Source organism: Siphonobacter sp. BAB-5385 (assembly GCF_002261125.1).
Lineage (GTDB): Bacteria > Bacteroidota > Bacteroidia > Cytophagales > Spirosomataceae > Siphonobacter.
The window spans coordinates 1-25,988 of sequence record NZ_NMPS01000066.1 but is presented as its reverse complement, the minus strand read 5'-3'; the positions used below and the strand labels follow the sequence as shown (position 1 = coordinate 25,988).

At 50.6% G+C, this 25,988-nt stretch carries 22 protein-coding genes and 1 pseudogene; 14 read left to right on the top strand and 9 right to left on the bottom strand.

Features of this window, described 5'->3' with window-relative positions; translation table 11 throughout:
- Positions 1–244: 244 nt before the first annotated feature.
- The 6 genes and pseudogenes from BWI93_RS06205 (at position 245) to BWI93_RS06180 (ending at position 6,113) form a co-directional block, all read left to right on the top strand.
- Entirely contained in the window at positions 245–1,345 is a 1,101-nt protein-coding gene (locus BWI93_RS06205; RefSeq protein ID WP_094809272.1) for an oxidoreductase, read from the top strand.
- A 76-nt stretch (positions 1,346–1,421) separates the two neighbouring features.
- Positions 1,422–2,003 (top strand): TIGR00730 family Rossman fold protein, encoded by a 582-nt coding sequence (locus BWI93_RS06200; protein ID WP_094809271.1) that lies wholly within the window; start codon positions 1,422–1,424, stop codon positions 2,001–2,003.
- A 145-nt stretch (positions 2,004–2,148) separates the two neighbouring features.
- Complete coding sequence (locus BWI93_RS28575; protein ID WP_255157743.1) at positions 2,149–2,832, top strand: hypothetical protein; 684 nt, start codon at positions 2,149–2,151, stop codon at positions 2,830–2,832.
- Between the two features lie 17 nt (positions 2,833–2,849).
- Positions 2,850–3,767, top strand: a complete 918-nt coding sequence (locus tag BWI93_RS28570; RefSeq protein WP_255157745.1) for an OmpA family protein — start codon at positions 2,850–2,852, stop codon at positions 3,765–3,767.
- A 456-nt stretch (positions 3,768–4,223) separates the two neighbouring features.
- Positions 4,224–5,350: pseudogene (locus BWI93_RS06185) on the top strand (PLP-dependent aspartate aminotransferase family protein).
- Between the two features lie 193 nt (positions 5,351–5,543).
- Entirely contained in the window at positions 5,544–6,113 is a 570-nt protein-coding gene (locus BWI93_RS06180; RefSeq protein ID WP_094809274.1) for a DUF4136 domain-containing protein, read from the top strand.
- Positions 6,114–6,190: 77 nt separating this feature from the next.
- On the opposite strand, the gene BWI93_RS06175 is transcribed toward BWI93_RS06180, so the two are convergent.
- The 6 genes from BWI93_RS06175 to BWI93_RS06150 form a co-directional block, all read right to left on the bottom strand.
- Entirely contained in the window at positions 6,191–6,847 is a 657-nt protein-coding gene (locus tag BWI93_RS06175) for a DsbA family protein (protein WP_176454148.1), read from the bottom strand.
- A gap of 346 nt (positions 6,848–7,193) precedes the next feature.
- On the bottom strand, positions 7,194–9,494 hold the full coding sequence (locus BWI93_RS06170) for an ATP-dependent helicase (protein ID WP_094809268.1): 2,301 nt from the start codon (positions 9,492–9,494) through the stop codon (positions 7,194–7,196).
- 92 nt (positions 9,495–9,586) lie between these two features.
- Positions 9,587–10,654, bottom strand: coding sequence for a hypothetical protein (locus BWI93_RS06165; protein ID WP_094809267.1), 1,068 nt, complete (start codon positions 10,652–10,654; stop codon positions 9,587–9,589).
- Between the two features lie 19 nt (positions 10,655–10,673).
- Positions 10,674–11,312: a hypothetical protein gene (locus BWI93_RS06160; RefSeq protein ID WP_094809266.1), complete on the bottom strand. Its 639-nt coding sequence runs from the start codon at positions 11,310–11,312 to the stop codon at positions 10,674–10,676.
- The gene (locus BWI93_RS06155) at positions 11,293–11,658 is read right to left on the bottom strand and encodes an RNA polymerase sigma factor (protein WP_094809265.1); all 366 of its coding nucleotides are present in this window, start codon (positions 11,656–11,658) and stop codon (positions 11,293–11,295) included. The genes BWI93_RS06160 and BWI93_RS06155 overlap by 20 nt, the downstream gene beginning before the upstream one ends.
- Positions 11,619–11,837 carry an RNA polymerase sigma factor gene (locus BWI93_RS06150; protein WP_094809264.1) on the bottom strand — a complete coding sequence of 73 codons (219 nt, stop codon included), beginning with the start codon at positions 11,835–11,837 and terminating at the stop codon, positions 11,619–11,621. Before BWI93_RS06150 ends, BWI93_RS06155 begins: the two co-directional genes overlap by 40 nt.
- 93 nt (positions 11,838–11,930) lie before the next feature.
- Between BWI93_RS06150 and BWI93_RS06145 the strand changes: the two genes are divergently transcribed.
- Positions 11,931–13,049 carry a C1 family peptidase gene (locus tag BWI93_RS06145; protein ID WP_217902238.1) on the top strand — a complete coding sequence of 373 codons (1,119 nt, stop codon included), beginning with the start codon at positions 11,931–11,933 and terminating at the stop codon, positions 13,047–13,049.
- Between the two features lie 37 nt (positions 13,050–13,086).
- Here BWI93_RS06145 and BWI93_RS06140 read toward each other — a convergent pair whose 3' ends face one another.
- Positions 13,087–13,758, bottom strand: a complete 672-nt coding sequence (locus BWI93_RS06140; protein WP_094809263.1) for a metallophosphoesterase — start codon at positions 13,756–13,758, stop codon at positions 13,087–13,089.
- 68 nt (positions 13,759–13,826) lie between these two features.
- Positions 13,827–14,846, bottom strand: coding sequence for a tetratricopeptide repeat protein (locus tag BWI93_RS06135; protein WP_141217371.1), 1,020 nt, complete (start codon positions 14,844–14,846; stop codon positions 13,827–13,829).
- Between the two features lie 466 nt (positions 14,847–15,312).
- Here BWI93_RS06135 and hpt point away from each other — a divergent pair, with 466 nt between their 5' ends.
- Positions 15,313–15,843, top strand: a complete 531-nt coding sequence (gene hpt, locus BWI93_RS06130) for a hypoxanthine phosphoribosyltransferase (protein WP_094809262.1) — start codon at positions 15,313–15,315, stop codon at positions 15,841–15,843.
- A gap of 6 nt (positions 15,844–15,849) precedes the next feature.
- Here the strand turns inward: hpt and BWI93_RS06125 are convergent, their stop codons facing one another.
- Positions 15,850–16,608 (bottom strand): DeoR/GlpR family DNA-binding transcription regulator, encoded by a 759-nt coding sequence (locus BWI93_RS06125; protein WP_094809261.1) that lies wholly within the window; start codon positions 16,606–16,608, stop codon positions 15,850–15,852.
- 331 nt (positions 16,609–16,939) lie between these two features.
- On the opposite strand from BWI93_RS06125, the gene BWI93_RS28140 reads away from it, so the two are divergent.
- The 6 genes from BWI93_RS28140 to BWI93_RS06105 all read left to right on the top strand — a co-directional run bounded on the left by BWI93_RS28140 (position 16,940) and on the right by BWI93_RS06105 (position 25,912).
- Positions 16,940–18,781 carry a SusC/RagA family TonB-linked outer membrane protein gene (locus tag BWI93_RS28140; RefSeq protein WP_217902237.1) on the top strand — a complete coding sequence of 614 codons (1,842 nt, stop codon included), beginning with the start codon at positions 16,940–16,942 and terminating at the stop codon, positions 18,779–18,781.
- A gap of 116 nt (positions 18,782–18,897) precedes the next feature.
- Positions 18,898–20,055 (top strand): TonB-dependent receptor, encoded by a 1,158-nt coding sequence (locus BWI93_RS28135; RefSeq protein WP_369679106.1) that lies wholly within the window; start codon positions 18,898–18,900, stop codon positions 20,053–20,055.
- A gap of 11 nt (positions 20,056–20,066) precedes the next feature.
- Complete coding sequence (locus BWI93_RS28565) at positions 20,067–21,044, top strand: SusD/RagB family nutrient-binding outer membrane lipoprotein (RefSeq protein WP_255157742.1); 978 nt, start codon at positions 20,067–20,069, stop codon at positions 21,042–21,044.
- Positions 21,045–21,073: 29 nt separating this feature from the next.
- Entirely contained in the window at positions 21,074–21,637 is a 564-nt protein-coding gene (locus BWI93_RS28560; protein WP_255157741.1) for a SusD/RagB family nutrient-binding outer membrane lipoprotein, read from the top strand.
- Between the two features lie 88 nt (positions 21,638–21,725).
- The gene (locus BWI93_RS06110) at positions 21,726–23,981 is read left to right on the top strand and encodes a family 20 glycosylhydrolase (protein WP_176454147.1); all 2,256 of its coding nucleotides are present in this window, start codon (positions 21,726–21,728) and stop codon (positions 23,979–23,981) included.
- A 278-nt stretch (positions 23,982–24,259) separates the two neighbouring features.
- Positions 24,260–25,912 carry an alpha-L-fucosidase gene (locus tag BWI93_RS06105; RefSeq protein ID WP_094809259.1) on the top strand — a complete coding sequence of 551 codons (1,653 nt, stop codon included), beginning with the start codon at positions 24,260–24,262 and terminating at the stop codon, positions 25,910–25,912.
- Positions 25,913–25,988 lie beyond the last annotated feature (76 nt).

Sequence of the window (25,988 nt, the reverse complement as noted above, 5' to 3'; positions counted from 1 at the left end):
CGATGCCCGGCATGGAATGCATACGGACTAAATGACCAACCGTGGCAGCGGAACCAAATACGGATCCTGTGATAGCCCAGTACTTCTCGCAAGCCTATGATAAGTGCAGCAAGTGCTTCCAAAATGGCCTCCAAGCCACTATTCATACGGCGTACGCACGAAATTCGGTCTGGCTTTATACGTTCAACGTCAGTAAATGATCTATTTTTACTGTTCATTCAGACCATAGCTTAAATCCATCCGAATGTTTTTACGAAATCTTCTGTACTGCTGGCTTCTGACGGCAACGGCCTGGGGGCAATGGAAAGTACAGCCAGCTCAAACGGAAGCCCATTTCAGAGCGGTACATGCGGTGTCTGCCAAAGTATGCTGGATTGGAGGCACCAAAGGGCAGGTACTACGCACGCAGGACGGCGGTACTAACTGGGAAATTCATTCAGTTGTTGGAGCGGAAGCACTCGATTTCCGGGACATCCACGCCTTTAATGCCGAAACTGCCGTAGCCATGAGTGCCGGCGATGCCGATAAGGGAGCCGCCCGCATCTATCGTACGGAAGACGCTGGACAGAGCTGGAAACTCGTGTATCAGACCCATCAGAAAGGAGCCTTTCTGGATGGGATTGAGTTCTGGGACAAGGAACACGGCATTGCCTTTGGCGATCCGATTGATCATAAATTCTTTGTGCTCACTACCAGCGATGGCGGGAAAACCTGGGCCGAAGTGCCACGGGATCAGTTTCCCCCAATCGAAGAAGGAGAAGCAGCGTTTGCGGCCAGTGGCACTTCCCTGGTGGTTTCCGCAAAAAGCTGGGCCTGGATTGGTACCGGCGGCAGTACATTTGCCCGGGTATTCCGGTCCAAAGATTTTGGAAAAAGCTGGGAAGTGGCCGAAACGCCCTTACCCGCGGGCAAAACATCGGGCATCTTTGGCTTACACTTCTTCAACCGACTGCGAGGCATTGCCGTGGGCGGAGATTATCTGCACGTCAGTGATTCAACGCAAAATGTAATCGTTACGCAGGATGGCGGTAAAACCTGGCAATTATTGCCTTCTACCAATCCGCCGGGCCTGAAAGAAGCCGTGACCGTATATCGGCAGGAATATAAGGCCATGGCGGGAGAGGCTCCGGTCGCATCGGTCATTGAGCGGCTGATTACGGTAGGACCTTCGGGCACGGGTTATTCCATCAACGGCGGCAAAACCTGGAACAAACTGGATGATTCCCCCTTCCATGCCGTCAGTTTTGCAGGGAAAGACGGCTGGGCGGTAGGAGCTAAAGGGTTGATAGCCAAATTTGAGGGTTTCCGTGCCACGCCGCAGAAGAAAGCTTCGAGGAAAAAATGATTGGAAGCAGGGCTCGCCCTGTGATCTTCGATGGAAGGCTGAGCCGATCCGTCACCATTAGTGAATACTAATCCCCATGAAAAACATTGCTGTATTTTGTGGAGCCAATGCGGGCTCCGATGTTGTGTACCGTCAAACGGCCATTGAGCTGGGGCAGTATTTGGCCGAACAACAGTTGCGACTGGTGTACGGTGGTGGAAACGTCGGGTTAATGGGCATCCTTGCCGATGCCGTACTGGCTCAGGGTGGGGAAGTCATTGGCGTTATTCCTGATTTTCTGAAAAAATGGGAAGTCGCTCACGCCGGCCTGAACGAACTGATCGTGACCGAAACCATGCACGAACGCAAAGCCCGGATGGCCGAACGGGCCGATGGTTTTATTACCATTCCCGGGGGCTTTGGTTCCATGGATGAATTATTCGAAATTCTTACCTGGAAGCAATTACAGATTCACAGTAAGCCCATTGGACTTTTGAATGTGAATGGCTTTTACGACCCCCTGTTACAAATGATGGACCGGATGGTGGAAGCAGGCTTTCTCAAAGTCGGGAACCGGGAACTACTGCTGGTATCCGATTCCATCGAAGAATTATTCGCCCTCATGCGAACGCATCAGCCCGTTGTCACGGAAAAGTGGGTAGATCGGAAAAAAATCTGAGGGTAGGGTATATACAGAACCGCCTTATCGCTCGTTAATTTTGATCCGTTCATGGGTTACGTGTAAGCCGATTTGATCGTCAGATCGACGGATGAAACCTGATTTCTTGCACGCACCTTACTACTATCCAGCCTAACGTCCCGTAATGAAACGACTTTTTATTCTGCTTTCCTGTATAAGTGTGTACGCTCATGCTCAGGAACAAACCCCTGAGAATCTTGGTAGCACGGTTAATTCTGAGTCGGCTGAAATTCAGCCCGTCATTGCTCCGGATGGGCGTACGCTCTACTTCAGCCGGGTAAATCATCCGCAGAATGCTTCTCAAAAAAAAGGAAGTCAGGATGTATGGATGGCCGAGTACCTCTCCGGAAACAGCTGGACGCCTTCCCGCCGGATGCCCAATCCGGTTAATGGTGAAGAACATAATGTCATTTACAGCATTACACCCGATGGCAATACCATTCTTACCCACTGGGTACAGAAAGAAGGAGACGACCTGAGCATTCGGGGCTTTGCCACCATGCGGAAAGTAGCAACGGGCTGGGAACGGCCGAAAAAGCTCGATATTCCCGGACTGGAAGGCATGAATAAAGGCTATTACCAGTACGGATTTCTGGCCAATGATGGCAAGACCCTGTTACTGGCTTTTTCGGAAAAAAGAACAGTCGGGAGTCCGATCTGTACGTCAGTGTGCAGGACAAAGCGGGGAAGTGGAGCCGACCCGCGAGTCTGGGACGTGAAGTCAATACGGACGCCGATGAAACGACACCTTTTCTGGCGGCGGATGGCGAAACCCTGTATTTCTCCAGTAATCGCGAAGGCGGTTTAGGCTCCAACGACATCTGGATGACGCGGCGGCTGGACCGTAGCTGGAAACGCTGGAGCAAGCCTGAAAACCTCGGAGCACCGATCAATACCCCTGATTTCGACGCGTATTTTACCATTCCAGCCTCGGGTGAATGGGCCTACTTGGTGACCGTCAACGGTAGTAAAGGAAAAGCTGATATTGTTCGGGTGAAGTTCCAGAACCAGACGCCACCAGCCGAAGTGCCGCCCACCATTGCTCAGCTTCCGGCCAGTAATCCCAATGCGACGCAGGTGCCCGACCGGCAACCCGCCAAATCCAATGCTGTGGTTCTGTACACGGGTAAGTTACTGGATGCAAAAACGAAAAAAGTACCCGAAAACGCCCGGATCGTGTACGAGAGCTTACCCGATGGTACCGAACTCGGAACGGCCACGCCCGACCCGAATACGGGTGAGTACAAGATTGTGTTACCCTACGGTAAGAAGTACGGCATTCGGCCTGAGGCGGATGGGTACGTCGGAAAATCGCAGAATCTTGACTTAAGTAAGCTCGGTAGTGGGGGGTATCTGGAATTGAAAGACCGCGACCTGCTGGTGACGAAGATTGAAGAAGGAGCGAAGGTGGCTTTGAACAACGTATTCTTCGAAACGGCCAAAGCCACGTTACAGACGGAGTCGTTCCCTGAGTTAAACCGCGTCGTGGAATTGATGAATCGCCGGAGAAGTATGATGGTCGAAATCGATGGACATACCGATAGCGATGGTACCGATGAAGCCAACCAGAAGCTCTCGCAGGACCGGGCCGAATCGGTGCGGGCGTATATGATTTCCAAAGGCATTCCTGAAAACCGGATTGTAGCCAAAGGTTTTGGTGAAAGCCGTCCCGTGGCTACTAATGATACTCCGGAAGGCAAGCAGCAAAACCGACGGGTAGAATTCGTCATTCTGAAACAGTAATACGCCGAGCGTATTCGTTTTTATTGGTAATTTGAACAAATAAATCCTGCGAAAGGGATGCAACATGCTCTTACAACCCAAAGGAAAACCTGGATTTTACTACTCCTGGCACTCGGTGTTTTCTATAACAAAGCCACACTTGCGTTAGCCATTACGGAGCATTTTAATTACTCCTGGGTTAAAGCAATGGGGCCTGAATGGATCGTATTTGCTCTAATGCTGCTACCCTTATTTTTTACTGGAAAGTATACGGGCTACTATTGCTACGGCCTCTTCATCGTGGTCTATATACTAGCTCAACTTGGTAATCCTTTACAGTACCACTTCTAAGGTGCTGGCAAGCCGAAAAGAAGAAACCCAATCGCAGGTCGGGTTTCTTCTTTTCGTCGCTATCGATAGCATACAAGCAAGTTTCCCACTTATTTTGCCCGTACGTATCTACAGCATCTGTTGCACATGAACCTGGAAACCCTAGCTATACAAGTCACCCGTTTTCATGACGCGAATGCGTCGGCGGTAACCACGCCCATTTACCTGAGTACCACGTACGAACGCGATGCCGAGGGCAACCTGCCGCACGGTTTTCTGTACACACGAGGCAATAACCCGAACCGTGATCTGCTGGAGAAAAGTCTGGCTGCTCTGGAAGGCGGAACCGTTGGACTCGCCTTTGGCTCAGGGATGGCCGCCATTTCCGCCTTGTTTCAGGCTTTAAAGCCCGGTGATCACGTCATCACGACTCCGTTTGCCTACTACGCGGCCCAACGACTGCTTGTAGATGTATTCGAACCCTGGGGTCTTGAGTTTTCACTGGTCGATACGTCGAACCTGGAAGAGGTGGAAAAAGCCATCCGGCCGACGACCAGGCTATTCTGGCTCGAAACGCCGAGTAATCCGCTGCTGTACCTGACCGATTTGCAGGCTTTATCCCGACTGGCTCATTCGGTAGGAGCCTTGTGTGCGGTGGACAATACCTGGGCTACGCCCGTACTACAAACCCGATTGCTTTCGGGGCCGACGTGGTCATGCATTCAACAACCAAATATTTCGGGGGCCACTCCGACGTATTGGGCGGAGCGTTGGTACTGGCTCAGGACGGCGAACTGGCTGTACGCCTGCGTCAGATTCAGAACCTGACCGGCGGCGTACCTTCACCGTTCGATTGCTGGATCATCACGCGGGGGATTCAAACGATGCCCCTGCGGGTAAAAGCTCAGTCAGCGAGTGCCCTGCCCATCGCTCAGTGGCTCGAATCACATCCGGCTGTGGAGCGGGTGCATTACCCCGGACTCACCAGCCATCCGCAGCATGAAATTGCCAAAGCCCAGATGAAAAATGGCTTTGGAGGAATGCTTTCTTTCGAAGTACGAGGAGGTTTACCGGGGGCTAAAAAGGTGGCCGGATCGTTGAAAGTGTTCACGCAGGCGACGAGCCTCGGGGGTGTGGAAAGTCTCATCGAACCCCGGAAAATTTACGAAGGTCCGGATAGCCCGACGCCCGACGGATTGCTACGCGTTTCAGTCGGTCTGGAACACGTAGATGACCTGATTGCAGACCTGGATCAGGCTCTGAAAAACGCTTAGGATGAGCTGTAAACGCCCTTTTTGTTAATAAATCTTAAATCGGCTTTAAAAGCCACGCGACGCTGTTTCCCGACAATTTACGGGGAACAGCCGTCGTTTTTTACGTGTTGTATTATTGAATCTGAGGAGTAAAACTACGGATTCTGTACCGCTAACAATAGTCTCTTAATCCTATAGTTGTTTGTTCAAATCCATGAAATCAATCATAAAAATGCTAGCTGTCGTAGTGCTGATGGGTACTATGGTTTCTTGTGCACCTTCGATCACGGTTCGTTCGGATTATGATCGTACCGCGAACTTCAGTGGCTATCGCACCTACGCGATTGCTCCGATGCCCGGCGGTAATTCAGACCCTGTGATGGGAAGTCAGTTGATGCAAAAACGAATTACCCAGGCCCTCGACGCCGAGATGAGTGCACGTGGCTACCGCCGCGTGGAGAAGAATGCCGATTTAACGGTTCGGTTTGACACCGACGCTCGTAACCTGCAGCAAATCCAATCGAACAATCTAAGTCCGATGTGGGGCTGGTGGTGGTACGGTCCTAACAATAACGTCAGCTCCCGGAACTACGAAGAAAACCGGGTGATCATTAGTCTGCTGGATACCAAAACCAAAGAGATGGTATGGCAGGGTTGGGCAAAAGGTGAGTTGAACGCCCGCCGCAAAGACCGGGATGAACTCATCCGGGCCACCGTTGCGAAAGTGATGCAGGAATATCCCTACCGGGCCGGCATGACGAACGCAGCCGTACAGGGCGAATAAGTTTTTCGCAAGAAGAGTAATAAAAAAGAGGTCGAATCATTCGACCTCTTTTTTAGGTTCGATTCAAAGGAACCGTATTAGCATTCGCCCGTAGTCGTATCGCAACTATCACCTTCGGCAATGATTTGCGGCTGACTTTCCTGAATCACCTGTCGCAAAGCCTGCATAAACGTTTCCTTGGGCTGGGCTCCCGACAACGCGTACTTGTTGTTGAGAATGAAAAACGGTACGCCCGAAACACCCAGTTGCTTGAAGTATTCCATTTCACTTTGTACCGAATCGCTGGCTACTTCAGATTTCAGAACTTCCAACGCTTCTTTCTTATCCCAACCCGCTGTTTCCAGCACATTGAGTAATACGGCTTCCTGCGTCAGATCAATCCGATCTACGAAATAGGCTTTTAATAAGGCTTCTTTCGTTGCAGCCTGTAGCCCTTTTTCGTAAGCAATCGTCAGGAGGCGGTGTAAATCGAAGGTATTGATCGATTTGGGAATCTCGTTGAAGTCAAAGTCGAGCCCTACCTCACTAGCCACCTGCTCCACGTGCTGAAACATGCTTTCACTACGACCGGGTCCAAACTTACTGGCCATGTGTTCGGCAAAGGATTTTCCCTGCCGCGGTACGGTAGGGTCAAGCTGAAAAGGGTGATAGACCACGTCTGCCTGTACTTCATTGCTGAGTTCAGCCAGTGCCGATTCCAGGCGGCGTTTGCCAATGTAACACCAGGGACACACCACTCAGAGACGACGTCAATACGAATGGGAAGGGCCATCTTGTATGAATTAATACTAAAGATCAAGGTTTACCGACCGACTAGACCGGTCGTTTTTGCTCTAACCGTTCCTGCAAATGAATGATTCCCAGTAAGTAGAATTGTCAGGAGAAGAAGCCCCAATCATTCGTATAAAGCCACTTTTTCCAGAAAAGGACCTATAAATGGAAAAGTAAAATTGGATAGGTTCAAAAATTTATTGAAAAAATGAACGAAAACTCCATTTTTTTTATTCACATTTGTAAAGCCCGTTTCGCAAGAAATGGACAATTTTTCGAGCATGAGTGGTGGCGGCCGCTCATGCTTTTTTATTCTACAATCCGCAATTTGGCAAAAGTAAGTAACAGGGTCTTTTCACCCTGCGTATCAAACTGAATCACGGCTTTTGCCCCGTTCTGATCCGTTGAAATGAGTTTAACAACGCCGAAGCCAAACTTCTGATGTTCGACGCGTTGACCTGAAGCCAGCTTACGGGGATCGGAAACTTTGAAATCACTGCTGGGTACGTGCGTAGACGAAGCTCCCGAGCGGGTAGGCGGGGTTTTGGAAGCCTGAGAACCTCCGTTTTGGGCGGCTCGATTAGCCACGTTCCGTAAGAAAGCGGCGGGCGTCGGACGATCCGTATTTCGCTGGGATTCCGACATCCGGCGGGCGGCCTGGCGACTGACGCGAACATATTTCTCGTCAATTTCATCCATAAACCGACTGGGTTCGCAGGGTTTCAGTCGGCCGTATTGGTAGCGGGTTTCCGCATAACTGAGGTACAGGCGTTTTTCGGCCCGGGTAATGGCTACGTAAAATAGCCGTCGTTCCTCCTCCAGGTCTTCGCTCGACTGTAACATCATCTGACTGGGGAATAAATCTTCTTCCAGGCCCACGATGTACACCACTTTATACTCCAATCCTTTCGCCTGGTGAATGGTCATCAGGGTCACGCGGTCGTTATCCCCGTCTTCATCTTCCTGATCGGCATTGGTCAACAGTGATACCGTTTGCAGAAAGGCCCCCAGCGATTTGTCCTCGTTTTCGGGATTGTCTACAAACTGTTTGATGGAGTTCAGCAATTCCTGTACGTTTTCGTAACGGCTCAGGCCCTCTACCGTTTTGTCGTCGTAAAGTTCTTTGAGTACACCCGAAGCTTTGGCCACGTGGCTGGCCACTTCGTACGCATCTTTCGTATCGACGAGTAGCTTAAACGACTTGATTAGATCGGAGAAGCCTTCGATGGCCACACCCGAACGACCCGCGTTGTACTGCTGAATATTGGCGACGATGTCCCAAAGCGGCAAGCCCTGCTCGGCGGCTGTAACCGTAATCTTGGCAATGGTCTGATCGCCAATTCCGCGTTTGGGTAGGTTAATGATCCGCTTGAAGGCTTCTTCGTCGCTCTGGTTGAGCGTGAATCGGAGGTAAGCCAGCAAGTCCTTAATTTCCCGGCGTTGGTAAAAGGAAAGTCCACCCACGATTCGGTACTTGATATTCAGTTTCCGTAATGATTCTTCAAAAGCCCGCGATTGCGAGTTGGTCCGGTACAGAATGGCAAAATCATTGTTACTCAGACCATGATTCAGCTTTTCCTCGAATAGTGAAGTCGAAACCAAACGGCCTTCTTCCACGTCTGATCCGGCCTTGATGACTTCAATCAGGTTACCACCTTCATTCTCCGTGAACACTTCCTTGCGTAACTGACGCTTATTACGGGCAATCACGGAGTTGGCCGCTTCAACGATCACTTTCGTCGAACGGTAATTCTGTTCCAGACGAATCGTGGTCAGATCCGGATAATCTTTCTCGAAGTTGAGGATATTCTGAATATTGGCTCCCCGGAAGGCGTAGATCGACTGGGCATCGTCGCCCACGACGCAGATGTTTTCATGAATGGCCGCCAGTTTCCGCGTAATGAGGTACTGCGAAACGTTTGTATCCTGAAACTCATCGACCATCACGTACTTGTACCGATGCTGGTACTTATTGAGAATGGCCGGAAAATCGCGAAATAGTACGTTGGTGTTGTACAGCAAATCGTCGAAATCCATGGCATTAGCCTTGAAACAACGATCTACGTAGAGTTTATACAAACGGCCAATCTCGGGCAGGCGAGCCGCCGCGTCATCGGCCTGAATGATGGGATCGGCCAGGTACGCTTCAGCGGATACCAGGCGGTTTTTGGCCCCCGAAATCCGGTTGAATACGACGTTGGGTTTGTAAATCTTATCGTCGAGGCCCCGTTCTTTGATGATCGTTTTCAACAACGATTTGGAATCGTCCGTATCATAAATCGAAAAGTCGGAGGTATAGCCCATCGCTTTGGCTTCAAAGCGGAGAATTTTGGCAAAGACGCTGTGAAACGTACCCATCCAGATGCCCCGGGCATCGGTACCGACAACCTTTTCAATCCGGGCCCGCATTTCACCGGCGGCTTTGTTAGTAAACGTCAGCAGCAGGATGGAAAAGGGATCAACGCCTTTTCGGATGAGATGAGCCGTACGCTGGGTAAGTACGCGGGTCTTGCCCGAGCCCGCTCCGGCGATGATCATTAACGGCCCCTCGGTATGCAGAACGGCCTGAGCCTGGGGCTCGTTGAGGCCTTTGGTGATATCTTCGAACATGGCAATTGGATAAAAAGAGGGAACGAACTAAGTCCGTTCCCTGAAAGCATAGATCAAAGATACAAAAGATTTGGGGGCTACGGAAGTTTAAGCTAGAGTAATGGTATTTGTAAATTAATGGAAAGTTGTTTGGGCTTGTAACCGTAAATAATTCCGTGTGAGTTGGCATGGTATCGGGTAAGCAGGGCAAAATCCCGATACGCCAGTTTAAGAATTAATCCCCCCTGGATGGGAGAATAGGGAGAAACTTCAGGAGCCTCTTTGGAAGCTGCCCGAAGCCCCTGATCTGCCAGCACCACAGTACGAATATTAGTTCCGATACGTGGCCCTACAAAGGCACCAAGCCCTAGCTGAAAGGTACGTCTGCCTGCATCATCATAAAATTGCAAGCTGGGAATGGCGAGTAAATCCAGATACGTAGCATTGAAGGTTCGTTTGACTAAAGGCTGATGGATGAAACGGCCGTAGCCTTCTAGGTAAACAATGGTTTCATTGTAGTTAACAGCAGAACCTGGAGGAAGATGTGTAGCAAAAGAATCGCCAGATCGATAATAAAAATCCTGACTGGTTCTAAATCGAGTTAATGAAAATTCAATTCCGAGATCAATAAATAGATTCGTTCTTGGATTGACCCGTTGCAGTACAAAAGGAACGATAAGATTAGCCGCAAATCTGCGGGAAGCTGAGCTTTTCAGATAGTATCCATCCAGCCAGGTAGGATACAGGTCGGGCGGGTTGGAACTAGGAGGTAGAAGAGTCGGCCAGCCTAACAGTAGGTTGAACTGAGCCCGGTTACGGAAATCCTGCCAGCCTGACTTTAGTTTTTGTTTAGTTAGAGGTCTATCGCTTTCGAGTTCCGTCACTTTTATCATGGCATTTGCACTTCGTAAGGTACTGTCATTGAGATAACTTTTTCCGGTTAAATCCATGTAGTGCTGACGGGGTTCGGCGGCTGTAGTCTCACTCAGTCGGGCGTTCAAATCCCGGAGGATCGTATTCCAGTCGTAATTTTCCAGTTTTTTTAAGTCGGCTTTTTTTGAGCCATAGAAAAGTACTTTAGAGGAGGGGCCAATCCGGACTAAAATGGAATCTACCGGGGCGGCCAAGCTGGGTGCCGAGCATAGCAATGCCAGTACCATGGTCAGAAATGGTGTTTTCATGTACAGTAGGAGAGTTTGACTAGTGGGTATGTTTAATAGAGTCGGTTTTTACTTTTCCGACGGAAGTAGGAGCCTGAAAGTCCTGCCAGCGGAGCCGCGTATCCGGGCGTTTGTCCGCACGGAACAGACGGGCCAGAATGGACTTCTTTCGGAGTGGTACGGTTTGCGTTTCCGGAATGGTCAGCGTAACGGTCGCTTCGAACGTTTCCGCTTCAGCTGGATGAGCACGTGGTACGGGCTCCGGAATGGGGGTGGGTTGAATCGCAACCGCAGGCATGGCCCGGAGGGACGAATCGGTTACCAGTACCGGCTCCACGGGAGCGGAGGCCAGTAGCGGTACCTGTTTCTCCGAACGAACAACGTTTGGTTGAACGAAGACCGAATCGTTTACCGAAGGTATGCGTACCGACGAAGAACTGACCGGAGCTTTACTCAGCAGCGGCGTAGTTTTGGTGACCTCGGTTGTGGGCTGATGCAGGAAATACCCCACGAGGATGCCCAGCACGGCCGCTGTACCCACACCCAGCGGTATTGACCAGCGACGGCTGCTTGGCCTGGAAGGTCGTTCAATCCGTTTCCAGACGTCTTCGCTGTTAAAGGGTTCTTCCGGCAGGGCTTCCAGACGTTGCCGGATGTGTTCATCGAATGTGTGCGGCATACCCCAGGGTTTGTAGTTTTTTCTGTAATAACTGACGGGCTTTGTTGAGCTGCGACTTGGAGGTGCCCTCCGAAATCTGCAATTGCTCGGCTACTTCCGCGTGGGAGTAACCTTCCAGAGCCACTAGATTGAATACGGTGCGATAGCCGATCGGTAATTCCGCAATCAGCGTATGAATGGTTTCGGCGGCTATCTCGTCGATAATGTTGTAATCGAAGGACTGTTCGGCGGCTTCCTGCTCGGGTACCATTGTGAAGTTGGCCGATCGCCGTAACTCCATGAGACATTCATTGACCAGAATCCGTTTCATCCAGAGCCAGGTGCTGGCTTCGTCTTTGTATTCCATTTTTTGAGATGAACAAAGATTTTCTGAAACGTCGATACCAGCCGATCCTCGGCCTCCATTCGATCTTTCATGTACCGCTGAGCTACCCGAAACAGCCGTCCGGCGTAGCGTTCATAGAGCAAACGCTGAGCTTTGGCATCCTGGGCACGGCAACGATCAAGTAGAGCAGATAAGGTCATACAGGCTGATTTACAAAGAGCGAAATGCGGAATATACGCCGGGGGTTGCCTGACTGATAAAAAATTCAGAAATTACCCCCCAAATCATTGTATATGCAATCCATGACGCTCTATACCAGAACCTTATTTAGTCTGAGCTTTCTATCCCTGACTTCGCTGGGAGCCTTTGCTCAATCCCCTGAACTGGGGTTACGTACCACGCAACAGGCGACGGCCACGTCAATCAAAAATCAGGGAGGAACGGGTACCTGCTGGTGTTACTCGACCACTTCGATGGTGGAATCGGAATGCATCCGGAAAAGCCTCGGTGAAATCGATTTGTCGGAAATGTACACCGTCCGGAATACCTATCTGGACAAAGCCCGTAATTACATTCGCCGGCAGGGGAAAGCTCAGTTTGGCGAAGGAGGATTGGGACACGACGCCTTAAACGCGATTGCCCGGTATGGAGCGATCCCTGAATCTGTCTATTCCGGACTAAAAGCGGGTGAATCCGGACATAACCACGGAAAAGTAGATAAGGACCTGAAGGCGTACGTAGAGGAAGTACTCAAAAAGAAACCGGTTCCGGCTGATTGGGAGGTAGGATTCAATAAAATCCTGGATGAAAAATTCGGCCCCGTACCCGAAACGTTTGAATACCAGGGAAAAACCTATACGCCCCGTCAGTTTGCCGATCAGGTATTGCAGTTTAAACTCGACGATTACGTTAGCCTGACGAGCTTCACGCATCATCCCTTTTACCAGTCGTTTGTGTTGGAAATTCCCGACAACTGGGCGAACCAAACGTACGTAAACTTACCCCTCGAAGAATTAACGCAAACGGTAGAACAGAGCCTGAAACAGGGCTATACCGTGATGTGGGATGCCGATATTAGCAACCCTGGTTTCAAGCAGGGAAAAGGCTACGCCGTCGAAGCCGCCGATAAAGCGGATCAGATCGATGCCACGGAAAAGAAGGTAGATCAAAACCTGCGTCAGCAACTTTTTGATAGTCAGGTTACCGTTGACGATCACCTGATGCAGATTACGGGCACGGGTACGAGCACTTCCGGCAAGAAATTCTTTCTCGTGAAAAACTCCTGGGGAGAAACCGGACCTTACAAAGGATACATTTACGTGTCGGAGCCGTATTTTGCTCTCAACACCATCAATGTTATCCTACCCAAAGCGGCTTTACCTGAAGGTGTAAAAGCAAAACTGAAACTGTAGAAATTCAAAAGGCCAGCTGAAAAGCTGGCCTTTTGAATTAGGCAAACGTTCGTTGCCAGAAATCCGTTTGCTTCCCCAGTACATCGATGTACGTAATTGAAGCCGTTTCATCGCCTTCCGTTCGGATGAAGGGTTGCGGTGTATGACCCACCACCTGATGCCAGTCCGGCAGGTAATCGTCGATTGTTTCCGTCTCATCTGCCCAAACGGGGCCGCCTTTCGCTCCGGGATTCCCACCCCGTACCCATCCGCATTGGAATAAAACTTCTCGTCCGGCAAACGTTTCCTGAAGGGCATTCAGCGTATTCGCCAGCTCGTTTCCCCGAATGCCGTGTTTCTGAGCCCAGCTGCTGGATACACCGGCGTGCGTAAACAAATAGTTGTCCAACTGGTACGCTACCTGAAAACAAGCGGCGTTTTCCTGGTAGATGCCCGTCCATAAAGACTGCATCTTAGGCCGGAAATTCGAGCAGGGAAATAATGGATAGTGAAGATACGCTACGTCGTGATTGCCCAGCAGTAGGATGTATTTTTCGGGTTCGGTCCGCTTTAAGGCAATGACTTTCTGCAAAACCTCCGTCGTCTGTTCATCCGAAAATTGCTTGGAATCCACGTAATCTCCCACAAAAATGACCCGATCTGCTTCCTGAGTCGGGGCCTCTTCCCAGTTGAGACGTCCGTGTAAATCCCCGATAGCTAGTACCTGCATAGAGAAGTGGGTTGAAGAAATTTGATTTTATTGACGAAAGGAGCCGTCAAAAAAGTCAAACCAATCCACTACTTCTTCCGCCGCTGTTCCTTTTGGCGTTTTAGATTATTGGCGAGTAGCTTTTTGGCTTCTTCCCGCTGGCTGGTTTTCTTGTCGGCGTACTGAATGACTTTTTCGTAGTACTGCTTGGCTTCGGGCAGATTGCCTTCGCTATCGGCAATTTTTCCCAGATTAAGCAATGCCGACGTATTGTAGCCCGACTCCGTCGCTCCGTTCGCCTGAGCGTAATTGATCGTACGATGGTAGTATTCTTTAGCCGCCGCTGGATTATGGTAGAAAAACTGATTGTAGTACGCCAGAATGTAGGAAGCATAGCGTCCACTGGCGGCCTCGTAGCCAAACTGACGATTGTCGAGTCGTTCCAGAATTAACTTGGCCGCGGCGTCCGCTTCCTGCATACGTCCAGTCACAAAACATTCGCGGGCGTACATGCGGTGAAAGTACGGATTCCAGGGGTACGTCACGTGGAGGTAGCGGGCCAGTTGATAGCCTTTTTCATGCTGATTTTCGGACGCGTAAATCTGGAGTAAGAAATACTGAGCTTCCGTACGGGTATAAAACGCATTCCGCGAAACCCATTCCAGCTGACCGATGCCTTTGCTTTTATTGCCTTCGTGGAAGAACCAGAAAATGGGCTTCAACGCCGAATAGTTTTCGGGTACCCATTGTCGGTAATAATTGTACAGACCATCCCCGAAAGCCATTTCCGGAGACAGATCCTCGTGACCTTTGCATTTGTCAAAATACTTCAGAGCATTTTTTCCGGCATTACTGGCCTTCAGCCATTTTTTCCGCTCGGCGTACATCCGTGACTTGAAGGCATACGAAGCCGCCAGGAAAAAGCTGGCTTCAATTTCCTGATTACCGCCCTGATCGTACAACTTTTCCGCCTTTTCAATGGCCTGATCCATGAACAATTCGCACTTGGCGTCGTACATGTCATTGTCGGTATTCGGTACAATTTTCCACCATTCTGCCAGGCCAAACAGAAAGTAGGGGAGCGGGTGCTCCGGGTACTTGGCTCGCAAATACCCAACTCCCGGATGGCTTCCGTAAAATTGTAATTATACATGGCGTTGATCGCCTCGGTCGCTTCAATCTGTACTTCCGCACGCTTGAGCAGCATTCCACCGGAACGAGCCTGCTCATTTTTCTCCGCTGTTTCAAACCAGGACTGGGCCGAACTTGCGGAGCTAAGGAAGAGAAGAAAGAGTAGGAACTTGATTTTCATGGCTTAACAAAGAGCTTCCCGGATACAGTGCGTGGGACTGGAAGCTTGCTAGGATTAACGGCAATTAGTAGAAAGTCGTTTAGAATTCGCAGGAAATTTTTCTGGAGTTAACGCGAACAAAGATACGAAAGCTAATTTTGGGATGCTATTCCCGAAGGAGACGATAAATTTGATTTTTCTTAGATCGGTTTTCGGAAGGGTAGTCGTGAAAAGGCGGTCAAACCGGACCGTACCTTAGTTCCATTTACTTAATCAACACCACCGTGATACAGGTTCGTGACAAGAATTTTGAAGTATTTATAGATCAGGTTACACTGGAGAATCGGATTGCCACCCTGGCGGAACAAATCAGTATCGATTATGCAGATCGGCGACCCCTGCTGATTGCCGTACTGAACGGCTCGTTTATGTTCGTCTCCGAACTCATGAAGAACATTACGATTGAGTGTGAAATCACGTTCATTCGCGTCGGTTCGTATGAAGGGATGGGTACAACGGGCAAGGTAAAACGAATCCTGGGACTCAGCGAACCCATTCGGGACCGCGATGTCATTATCGTGGAGGACATTGTGGATACGGGACACACCATGGCCGAATTGCTCGGTCAGATTACGGCCGAAAAGCCCCGCTCCATCGAAATTGCGACCATGCTGCATAAGCCTGAAGCCACGCGAATTCCGGTTACGCTGAAATACGTTGGCTTTGCGATCGAAAATAAATTTGTGTTGGGGTACGGGCTGGATTTCGACGGCTTGGCCCGCAACCTGCCCTGCATTTATCAACTGGCCGAGTAAGCCGGTTTACAGCACCCGCGTCTTTCCGCCCTGATAGGGGGCTAACATACTGGAGGTGGCAGACAATTCCGTAACGAGGTAATCAATTTCGCGAAGGTCTGCCACTTTCATGGACATAACGCTATTCATCTTCTCTGATATTGCAAGAATTGCAACTTTATCCGAAGCCCGGATCATGGCCTTCTTTGCCTGTACTGTTTCCCAGTTGGAATCGGTCAGTCCTTCCTTCGCGTCCAGGGCATTCGTTCCCATAATACACAGATCCACGCGTACTTCCGAAAGTCGCTGATAGACGTCTCCGCCCACGGCCATCTGGCTGTACCGCGAGATCGGCCCGCCAATCATAATGATCTCCAGATTGGGCTTGTCGAGTAGTTCTACAGCAGTTAATGGGTTGACTGTTAAGAAAGTAGCTTTGAGTTCGTCCGGGATGAGTTTGATGAATTCCCGAATGGTCGTACCGCCACCCATCAATACCAGCATGCCGTCTTTCAGTAGGGTTACTGCTTTTTCTGCAATAATCCGCTTGCTCTCGTGAGCGTAGCTTTCCACAGGTTGCGACGAATAGTGGTACGCCTTCGACATGGCTCCCCCCCGAATCTTAATCAGTTTACCCTCTTCGGCCAGGTCATTGATGTCTCGACGTATGGTATCCTCCGACACATTGAGCGTACTGGCCAGCTCCGTAAGAGTAATACGGGTATGGAGGTTTACCTGGTTGATTATTAAATCCTTACGACTTTCTTTTAAAAGGACAACCGACATTAGATAAAGGGCTTGCTGTTGAATAAACAAAGGTATAAAAAAGGGGTCGCCTCACTACTGCTAAGCTATTCGGCTCTGGCTGCTTCTTTCTCTTCTTCCGGGGCATTTTCAAAATAAAAAATCGATTAACGCAGCTTTTGCAATCTAAACTTTTGATATGTAAGGTGTAAAGGCATAATACATTGCTTTACTCGGCAAATTTTAAAATAATATTTGCAAACATTGCTATAAGGCTTCTATATTTCGCAAAAATTGCAAGTAAGAATGCATTTTTTGCGAGAAGACCCCTGAACAAAATCCTATTAAACGCTTTCACACTTTTACTACCATTATGAAAATCTCCTTCTTATGCTTTCAGGCAAGGTTTGGCAGACTGTTTGCCTTGCTGTGGCTAATGAGTCTGTCAGCGATGGCCCAGAACATTACTGGCAAAGTGACCAATGCTGCGGACGGATCGCCGCTGCCGGGGGTTACCATCGTTGAAAAGGGTTCGACCAAAGGAACCGTTACCGACGCTCAGGGTCAGTATACGCTGAATGCCGCTTCGGAAGCAACACTGGTTTTCTCGTATCTGGGTTTTGTACCCCAGGAAATTCCGCTGGGCGGGCGTACAACCCTAGACGTAGTGCTGAAAGAAGATACCAAAAGCCTGAACGAAGTAGTCGTAACGGCTCTCGGGATTCAGCGGGACAAAAAAGCTTTGGGGTATTCGGTGACGGAAGTAAAAGGCTCGGAGTTTACGCAGGCCCGGGAAATGAACGTGGCCAATGCCTTGTCGGGTAAAGTGGCTGGGGTGAATGCCTCCGGGATGTCTACCGGACCGGGCGGTTCGAGCCGGGTCGTTATCCGGGGGAATGGCTCGCTGAACGGAAACAGCCAGCCGCTGTACGTAATCAACGGCATGCCCATCGATAACTCTACGCCGGGCGGAAGTCCGCAAACCGGAGCCGGTGGTTTGAACGTAGACCGGGGGGATGGAATCGGCGGGATCAATCCCGATGATATTGAGAGCATTAGCGTACTGAAAGGAGGTACCGCTGCCGCTTTATACGGCTCACGGGCCGCCAACGGCGTTATTCTGATTACCACCAAAAAAGGGGTGGCTCAGAAGGGAATCGGCGTTGATTTCAACTCCACCTTTACGGCCGAAACGCCTTCGGTATTTCCTAAATGGCAGTACGAATACGGCCAGGGCGATCAGGGACGTAAGCCCGCTACCCAGCAGGAGGCCCTTGATTGGGGTCGTCGTTCGTTCGGAGCCAAGATGGACGGGCAGCCGTACACCATTTTCAACGGTACGCAGCAGCCTTATTCACCGCAACGCAATAACATCAATAACTTCTACGAACTGGGAACGACGTTTTCCAATACGTTAGCTCTAAGTGGCGGTTCGGAGAACATCAATTTCCGTTTTTCGCTGGCGAACATGGATAGCAAAAGCATTCAGCCCAACTCCAAATTCAACCGGAAAGTGGGCAACCTGAATGTAAACGCGAAACTGACGAAAAACCTGTCACTGGAAGCCGTAGCCCAGTATAACATCGAGGAAGCAACCAACCGCCCCAGTGCGGGAGATGCTACCGGAAACCCCAACTGGGCCGTGTACATGCTGGCGAATACGGTAGATATTCGGCAGTTGTCACCGGGATACGATGCCACCGGACGCGAAATTCAGTGGAATGAAACGCCGTATGCCTCTAACTCTTACTTCGTCGTCAATCGCTACAAGAACAACGATACGAAAAACCGTTTCATCGGTCAGTTCAACCTTCAATACAACTTTCTGGACAACCTGTACATTCGGGGAAGTGTGAGCCGGGATTTTTATAATTACAAGTACACGGGAATCATTCCTTCGGGAACGGTATACACGCTGAACGCCGCTGGGGAGTATCACGACATCAACTCGGCGGTTTCCGAAACCAACGGGATGTTAACGGCCCACTACAATACCAAGCTGGGTAACGATTTCCATCTGACGGCTCTGGCGGGGGGTAACATGCGGAAGTTCCTTTCCAGCGAAACCTACATTGACGGAACGCAGTTTATCGTTCCCAACTTCTACAGCTATACCAACCTGAACAACTTCACGACCCGGCCCTATAACCCCAAGATCGCTACCAACTCCCTGTTTGGATCGTTAGATCTGGATTACAAAGCTTTGCCTTCTTAACGCTGACGGGTCGTCAGGACTGGTTCTCTACGCTCAGTCCGAGTAACAACAGCTTATTCTATCCGTCCGTTGGGGGAAGTTTTGTACTCTCCCAGGCCGTTGAACTACCCCAATGGGTGAGCTTCGCCAAAGCTCGGGCCTCCTGGGCTCAGGTAGGAGCGGGTTCCGTAGATCCTTTCATCACCAATCAGTCGTACGGACTGGTACAGGGTGGTCACGACGGTCGACCCCTGCAGCAGGTTACCCAGTACAACGGCGTAAACCTGATTACCAATGCTTCGCTTCGGCCGCTGACCTCCACGACCTATGAAGTAGGGATTGATGCGAAATTTTTCAATAACCGACTTGGTATTGATTTGACGTATTACGACCGGAAAACGACCGATGATATTGTACGAACGACGGTTTCGCGGGCATCGGGCTACAACGAAGCTCTGCTGAACGTGGGAGCTCTGAGCAACCGAGGCGTGGAAGCATTGATCACGTATAATCCCATCAAAAACAAAAACTTTAGCTGGAATGTAAGCTACAACATGGCCTACAACCGAAGTGAAGTAATGCAATTGGTACCGGGTGTGAATACCCTGGAACTGGCTTCCAGCGTGGGCGGATGGGCCTTTGTTCACCACCAGGTGGGTCGTCCGTTTGGGGTGATTAAGGGGTATACGATGGATCGTGATGCTAACGGTAACGTCATTTTCAATACCGCAACGGGGTATCCGCAACGCAGTGTCCTGAAAGAACTGGGTCAGGGTGTTCCGCCCTGGACGATGGGTCTGAACAACACGTTTACCTACAAAAACTTCTCACTCGATGTACTGATCGACGGTAAGTTTGGTAACAAAATCTTCTCGACCATGGACGTGTACGCCACCCGTTTTGGTCTGCACCAGATGACGTTGCCCGGTCGGGAAAACGGACTGCCCGTATCTGGCGTAACTCCCCAGGGTGATTCGTATTCCAGAACCGTACCTGTAAAAGACCTGCGTCTGTACTACGACAACCTGAAAAACTACACGGATCTGTTCCTGTACGACGCCAGCTTCGTGAAGCTTCGTCAGATCGTACTGAACTACGCCATTCCGGTGAAAAACTCCAAAATTTTCCGGGGAGCCAGTGTGTCGCTGGTGGCTCGTAACCCCTTCATTCTGTACAAAAAGACCGATAACTTCGATCCGGAAGCCAGCTATACCAATAGCAATGCTCAGGGCTTCGAGGCCTTCGCTCTGCCCCGTACCCGTAGCATGGGTGTCAATCTGATGTTGAAATTTTAATTCTCGGACTCATGAACGTATTTAAAACCATTCATAAATCGGCCTGGGTTTCCGTGCTTTCCCTGGCTCTGCTTAGCTCCTGCGACAAGGGATTCGAAGAACTCAACACGAACCCTGACGCTTCTCCCTTCATTCAGCCGGGCTATATGTTTACAAAAGCCCAGATGGATGTATTCAGCAATTCGTACTATTCCACGGGCGTTCTGGCCGCGGGAGGATCGATGCAGCACTACGCCACCTACAAGGATGTACCGGGCATTGGCGACAAGTACTATTTCCAGCAGGGATCGTATCCTTACGATTATTTCCAGAATGCGTACCCGACTGCGGTCAATGAAATTACGGAAGTGATTCGGGCGGTTTCCGGGAATCCGGCTCAAGTGAATTTGCTTTCCGTAGCCCGCATCTGGCGAGTGTACACCATGCACCGAATTACGGATTTGTACGGTGATATTCCGTATTCAGAAGCGGGTAAAGGACTGACGGATAATCTGTACACCCCCAAATACGACGCTCAGCAGGCCATTTATGCCGACATGCTGAAAGAATTGGAAGAAGCGGCCGCTGCCTTTAATGCCAGTCAGGCCACGATGGGTACGGCAGATCTGATTTACAACGGCGACATTACCAAGTGGAAAAAACTGGCGTACTCCCTGATGCTGCGACTGAGTATGCGGATGACGAAAGTGGATGCGGCTTCGGCTCAGACCTGGGCGAAGAAGGCCATCGCCGGTGGCGTCATTACCACCGACGCCGACGTAGCCCGGATCAATTACGTTGCCAACGGTCAGAACTTCAACTGGAATCCTTACGCGGCTGCCTTACGCGGAGCTGATTTGAGTACCAGTTCGTTCGGTCAGAACAATACCGAAGGTGGCAAATTTGCCAAAACCTTCATCGATCATTTAAAGACGACGCAGGATCCTCGGTTGGGTGTGCTATCCGTAGTCTGGCGAAATGAAGGTACCACGCCACGCCCAAGTACGTAGCCGATACCTCCCGCACTATCCAGAAAGGCATGCCGAACGGTTTACTGGCTAAACCCGCTGATTTCGGTACGTATTCGGAACCGAATCCGAATGTTCTGCTGAAGTACGATACGCCGGTGATCGTGATCTCGGCAGCGGAAGTGAATCTGTTACTCGCCGAAGCGGCCGTTCGGGGTTGGTACACGGGCGAAGACGCGGCAACGGCTTATGCGAAAGGCGTGACCTCAGCCATGAAAAACTGGACGCTTTTTGGAGCAGCGGGAGTCATCACTGACAACCAGATTAAAGGTTATCTGGCGGCTAATACGTTCCCCACCAGCGGTACAACCGAGGCTAAACTCGACGCGATCAATACGCAGTTGTGGGTGTCACTCTACCCGGATGAGCAGGAGGTTTGGGCGAATTACCGCCGCTCTGGTTATCCGAAACTGACGCCGGTAAACGTGCCGGGTAATGCTACGGGCGGTACCATTCCCCGTCGCCTGCTGTATCCACCTACCGAGGAAAGTGTGAACAGCACGCAGGTCAACATCGCCATTCAGCGGCAGGGACGTAACGAACTGACCACTCGCATGTGGTGGGACAAACAATAAAATCGAAGTTGTTCGCGGAAATGATCATTTTTGAATGCGTGACTTTTCAACGCTTCTCACTGAACTTCCGCGAACCCTATACTTCACCATGAAATACCTCGTCATTCTTTTTATGCTACTGCTCAGTCTGGGAAAAGGGTTCGCTCAAAGCGGACTCATTCCCCAGCCTGTGGCTTTTCATCGGTCTTCGGGCGAATTCCTGCTTACGGCCTTAGCGGGCATTTCGTCCGAACCCGGTGTGTCAGCGGAATTAGTGAACCTTACGCAGGAACAGATCCGATCTTACGCGGGCTTTACGCTACCGCATTCCCGGAAAAAAGCGGCTATTCAGTTAAAACTAGATTCCACGCAGGTACCGCAGAAAGAAGGCTATCAATTACGCATTCACCCCAAAGGTGTAGAAATTACCGGGCATGATCCGGCTGGACTGTTTTACGGCGTCCAGAGTTTCGTGCAACTGCTTCATCAATCCAAGAATTTACGTATACCCGCCAGTCAGATTATAGACTATCCCCGGTTTTCGTACCGGGGTATGCACCTGGATGTCAGTCGCCACTGGTTCCAGGTGCCTTTTATCAAGAAATACATCGACCTGCTCGCCCAGTATAAATTCAATACCTTTCACTGGCACCTGACCGACGATCAGGGCTGGCGAATCGAGATTAAACGCTACCCGGAACTACAAAAAGTGGCCGCGTACCGGAAGGAGACACTCATGGGCCACAAACGCGAACTGCCCCATCGGTTCGACGGCAAGAAATACGGTGGATACTACACCCAGGAGGAAGTACGGGAGGTGGTGCGGTACGCGGCTCAGCGGCACATTACGGTGATTCCGGAAATTGAAATGCCGGGCCACGCTCTGGCGGCTCTTTCCGCGTTCCCGGCTTTGGGCTGTACGGGCGGACCCTATCAGGCGGCCACGTTCTGGGGGATTTTTGACGATGTGTACTGTGCCGGAAATGACAGCACGTTTACGTTCCTGCAAAACGTACTCGATGAAGTCGTCGAGTTGTTTCCGTCAAAATACATTCACATCGGCGGTGACGAATGCCCGAAAACCCGCTGGAAAAGCTGTCCGAAATGTCAGGCCCGCATGCAGCACCAAGGCTTGAAAGATGAACACGAATTACAGAGTTACTTCATTCAGCGAATGGAGAAATATCTGCTGACAAAAAATCGGGAGATCATCGGCTGGGACGAAATCCTGGAAGGGGGCCTTTCGCCCGGAGCTACCGTCATGAGCTGGCGGGGCACCGAAGGCGGCATCGAAGCCATGCGGCAGAAACACAAGGCCATCATGACACCCGAGCCCTTTGTGTACTTCGACTTTTACCAGTCCCTGTATGCCAGCGAACCCACGGCGGCGGCCTGGTACACACCCCTGAGCAAAGTTTACAGCTACGAACCCGTACCCGATTCGCTCACGGCGGAAGAGGCTTCGTATTTGCTGGGTATTCAGGGCAATGTCTGGAGCGAATACCTGGCGACGGAAGCTCACGCCGAGTACATGATTTTTCCCCGGGCGTTGGCCGTTGCCGAAACGGCCTGGTCACCAAAGAAAGGTCGTACCTATCCCGATTTCCTGCGACGCCTGCGGCTCAACGAGCCGATGCTGCAACGCTTGAAGGTGGCGTATGCCGATGGGTTTGACGAACTGACCGATTCGGTAAGCGTAGCAGCGGATGGGAAACTAGCCGTGCGTCTGACAACGACCTTACCGCAGGCAACCATTCGATATACCCTCGACGGAAGTACGCCCAAAACGAGCAGTACTGCTTATCGTGGCCCGGTTTCCCTTGGGAAAAGTACAGTGCTGAAAGCCGCCGTGTTTGCCGGAAACCAACAACAGGGACGGGTGTTTGAAAAAGCCTTTACGGTTTCAAAAGCGACGGGTAAGCCCGTAACCATTCAGGGTTCACCCGCCGGGAATTTCAAGCCAGCCAGTACTCGGATTGCCGTCAACGGCGTGCAGGGAACGGCCCGCTACAACACCGGCGAATGGATTGGGATGTTGGGTGAAAATGCTGAATGGACGCTGGATTTACAGCAAACGCAAACGATTTCAAAAGTCCAGACCAACGTATTACGCTACCACTGGCAACGTTTCTGGGAGCCGACCCTGCTACAGGTATGGGTGTCGGAAGACGGAAAAACGTACCAGCAAGTCTACCAGCAAACCGAATTTCCAATCAATGGTATCAATCCCGTGAACGGTCAATTCAGCCCGCTAAAAGCTCGATTCGTAAAGCTAAAAGCCCTGAACAAAGGCATTGTTCCCACTGGCGAATACGGAGCGGGCAACAAGGCCTGGTTGCTGCTGGATGAATTGATTGTGGACTGAGAGGAGGGGCATTTTGTGTTAAAACGATAACCTCCCCTGGCTTTAAAATGGTCAGGAAAGCCCGCACCAGTGGACCGAATACTTCAACCCCGTAGGGGTTCAACGTGAATAGCCCCGTATGCAATGCGGGGCAAAATACCGGGGAATACGTTCCCAAGAGGCGGCAGTTGGAAACTGCTAAAAGGTAGGTACAGGTTAGGAAACCTGCACCAGTACAAACTATGTGATCCCTGCAAGATTTACTGAAAACAGACCACCGCAAACTGAAACCTAAATACATGCGTCGATTATCCTGCTTCCTCTGCCTACTTTTTTGTACCCTGGCTTCCTGGGCTCAGGAAACGGAAAATTTTGGAGCCAACCATAATAAACCCGAACGCGAAGAGTGGCTGAAAGATGTGGGCTTTGGTATGTTTATTCACTGGAACGTGGATACACAGCTGGGCGTCGTCATCAGCCACTCGCTCGTGGGGGCTTCGCCGGATTACGTGGATCGGTACATCAAAGAGCTTCCTCAAACCTTCGATCCCAAACAATGGGATGCCGAAAAAATCGTGATGCTGGCTAAAAACGCGGGCATGAAGTACATCATGTTCACGACCAAACACCACGCGGGTTTTTGCATGTGGGATACCAAGACGACGGATTTCAACGTGATGAACACGCCCTACAAAAAGGACATCGTGCGTCAATTCGTGGAAGCCTGCCGGAAATGGAAAATCGCCGTTGGCTTTTATTACTCCCCCGAAGATTTTTCGTTCGCTTACCGCAACGGCATGAAGGACATCACCCGCGACGACCACTGGGAAAAGGCGAAACCCTTTCAGGCTCAATACAAAAAATTTGTCGTTGAGCAGACGAAAGAACTCATGACCAAGTACGGTCCGGTTGATCTGTTTTTCATCGACAGTGACGTACTGAAGGAAGAAGTAAAAGAAACCATCTGGAAGTATCAGCCTAATTGCCTGGTTACGCGTGGAGCCCTGCCTACGCCGGAACAATACCTGCCCGGCGAAACGCTGGGTACGGCCTGGGAAAGCTGCATGACGATGGGTACGGCCTGGAACTACAAGCCCACCAATGAACACTACAAATCGGGTACGGAACTGCTGAATATTCTCATCGAATCGCGGGCGAAGGGTGGCTCGTACCTGCTTAATGTGGGGCCTACGCAGTGGGGCAATCTCAATGAAGGGCAAGAAGGCCGACTGATGGAAATCGGAGCCTGGCATTTCATCAATCAGGAAGCCGTGCATAACGTACGCCCCTGGATTGTTCGGAACGAAAATGACATCTGGTTCACCAAAAAGAAAGACGAAAATACGGTATACGCGTACCTGACGGGTATGCCGGAATGGCCTCGAGCCGAGCGTCGGGAATTCCTGATTCGTTCGGTGAAAGCAACGGCAACGACGGAAGTAACCGTACTCGGACAAACCGGTAACGTCGTGGAATACAAACCCACCGTGGATGGTCGTACACGATTCGAGCAGACCCCCGAAGGATTGAAAATTTCGGTGGTACGGGCCCAGCGAATCTATAACAATCACCAGTGGCCTAACCCCATTGTCGTGAAGCTGAAGAACGTGGAACCTGCCCTGACGCCGATGCAATTCCGAACCGTGAGTGCGGAGAAAATCAGTAATGGAAATCTGAAGTTAACGGCTGATGTCGTGAAAATGGGTTCCGGAAAAGAGTACCGGATCGGATTCGAGTACCGTCCCGTACAAAGCTCGCTCAACGAAGAATTCAACGAAAAGTGGAAAGCTACCGATGCCTATCCCGTGACCGCTACGGGCAAGGTGACGCTGGAAATGCTGAAACAGAATATTCAGTCCTATGACGAAATTGAGTACCGGGCCGTACTGTATCAGGACAACATGCGAATCGAAGGCAACACCCAAAAAATCAGCAAACTAACGCTGGAATAGGAAAAGGTTACTCGTGTAAAGCATAAAGAGGCCTGTTTCCAAAAAACTGAAAACAGAAAACCGCCAACTGAAAACT

Bases quoted from the DNA above. Each gene is read 5' to 3' on its own strand.
- BWI93_RS06165 (WP_094809267.1), bottom strand. From the start codon at position 10,654: ATGAAAACACCATTTCTGACCATGGTACTGGCATTGCTATGCTCGGCA.
- BWI93_RS06145 (WP_217902238.1), top strand. From the start codon at position 11,931: ATGCAATCCATGACGCTCTATACCAGAACCTTATTTAGTCTGAGCTTT.
- BWI93_RS28140 (WP_217902237.1), top strand. From the start codon at position 16,940: ATGAAAATCTCCTTCTTATGCTTTCAGGCAAGGTTTGGCAGACTGTTT.
- BWI93_RS06155 (WP_094809265.1), bottom strand. From the start codon at position 11,658: ATGGAATACAAAGACGAAGCCAGCACCTGGCTCTGGATGAAACGGATT.
- BWI93_RS28575 (WP_255157743.1), top strand. From the start codon at position 2,149: ATGAAACGACTTTTTATTCTGCTTTCCTGTATAAGTGTGTACGCTCAT.
- BWI93_RS06170 (WP_094809268.1), bottom strand. From the start codon at position 9,494: ATGTTCGAAGATATCACCAAAGGCCTCAACGAGCCCCAGGCTCAGGCC.
- BWI93_RS06200 (WP_094809271.1), top strand. From the start codon at position 1,422: ATGAAAAACATTGCTGTATTTTGTGGAGCCAATGCGGGCTCCGATGTT.
- BWI93_RS06150 (WP_094809264.1), bottom strand. From the start codon at position 11,837: ATGACCTTATCTGCTCTACTTGATCGTTGCCGTGCCCAGGATGCCAAA.
- BWI93_RS06160 (WP_094809266.1), bottom strand. From the start codon at position 11,312: ATGCCGCACACATTCGATGAACACATCCGGCAACGTCTGGAAGCCCTG.
- BWI93_RS06110 (WP_176454147.1), top strand. From the start codon at position 21,726: ATGAAATACCTCGTCATTCTTTTTATGCTACTGCTCAGTCTGGGAAAA.
- BWI93_RS28565 (WP_255157742.1), top strand. From the start codon at position 20,067: ATGAACGTATTTAAAACCATTCATAAATCGGCCTGGGTTTCCGTGCTT.
- BWI93_RS06105 (WP_094809259.1), top strand. From the start codon at position 24,260: ATGCGTCGATTATCCTGCTTCCTCTGCCTACTTTTTTGTACCCTGGCT.
- BWI93_RS28560 (WP_255157741.1), top strand. From the start codon at position 21,074: ATGCCGAACGGTTTACTGGCTAAACCCGCTGATTTCGGTACGTATTCG.
- BWI93_RS06140 (WP_094809263.1), bottom strand. From the start codon at position 13,758: ATGCAGGTACTAGCTATCGGGGATTTACACGGACGTCTCAACTGGGAA.
- BWI93_RS28570 (WP_255157745.1), top strand. From the start codon at position 2,850: ATGACGCGGCGGCTGGACCGTAGCTGGAAACGCTGGAGCAAGCCTGAA.
- BWI93_RS06125 (WP_094809261.1), bottom strand. From the start codon at position 16,608: ATGTCGGTTGTCCTTTTAAAAGAAAGTCGTAAGGATTTAATAATCAAC.
- BWI93_RS06205 (WP_094809272.1), top strand. From the start codon at position 245: ATGTTTTTACGAAATCTTCTGTACTGCTGGCTTCTGACGGCAACGGCC.
- BWI93_RS06180 (WP_094809274.1), top strand. From the start codon at position 5,544: ATGAAATCAATCATAAAAATGCTAGCTGTCGTAGTGCTGATGGGTACT.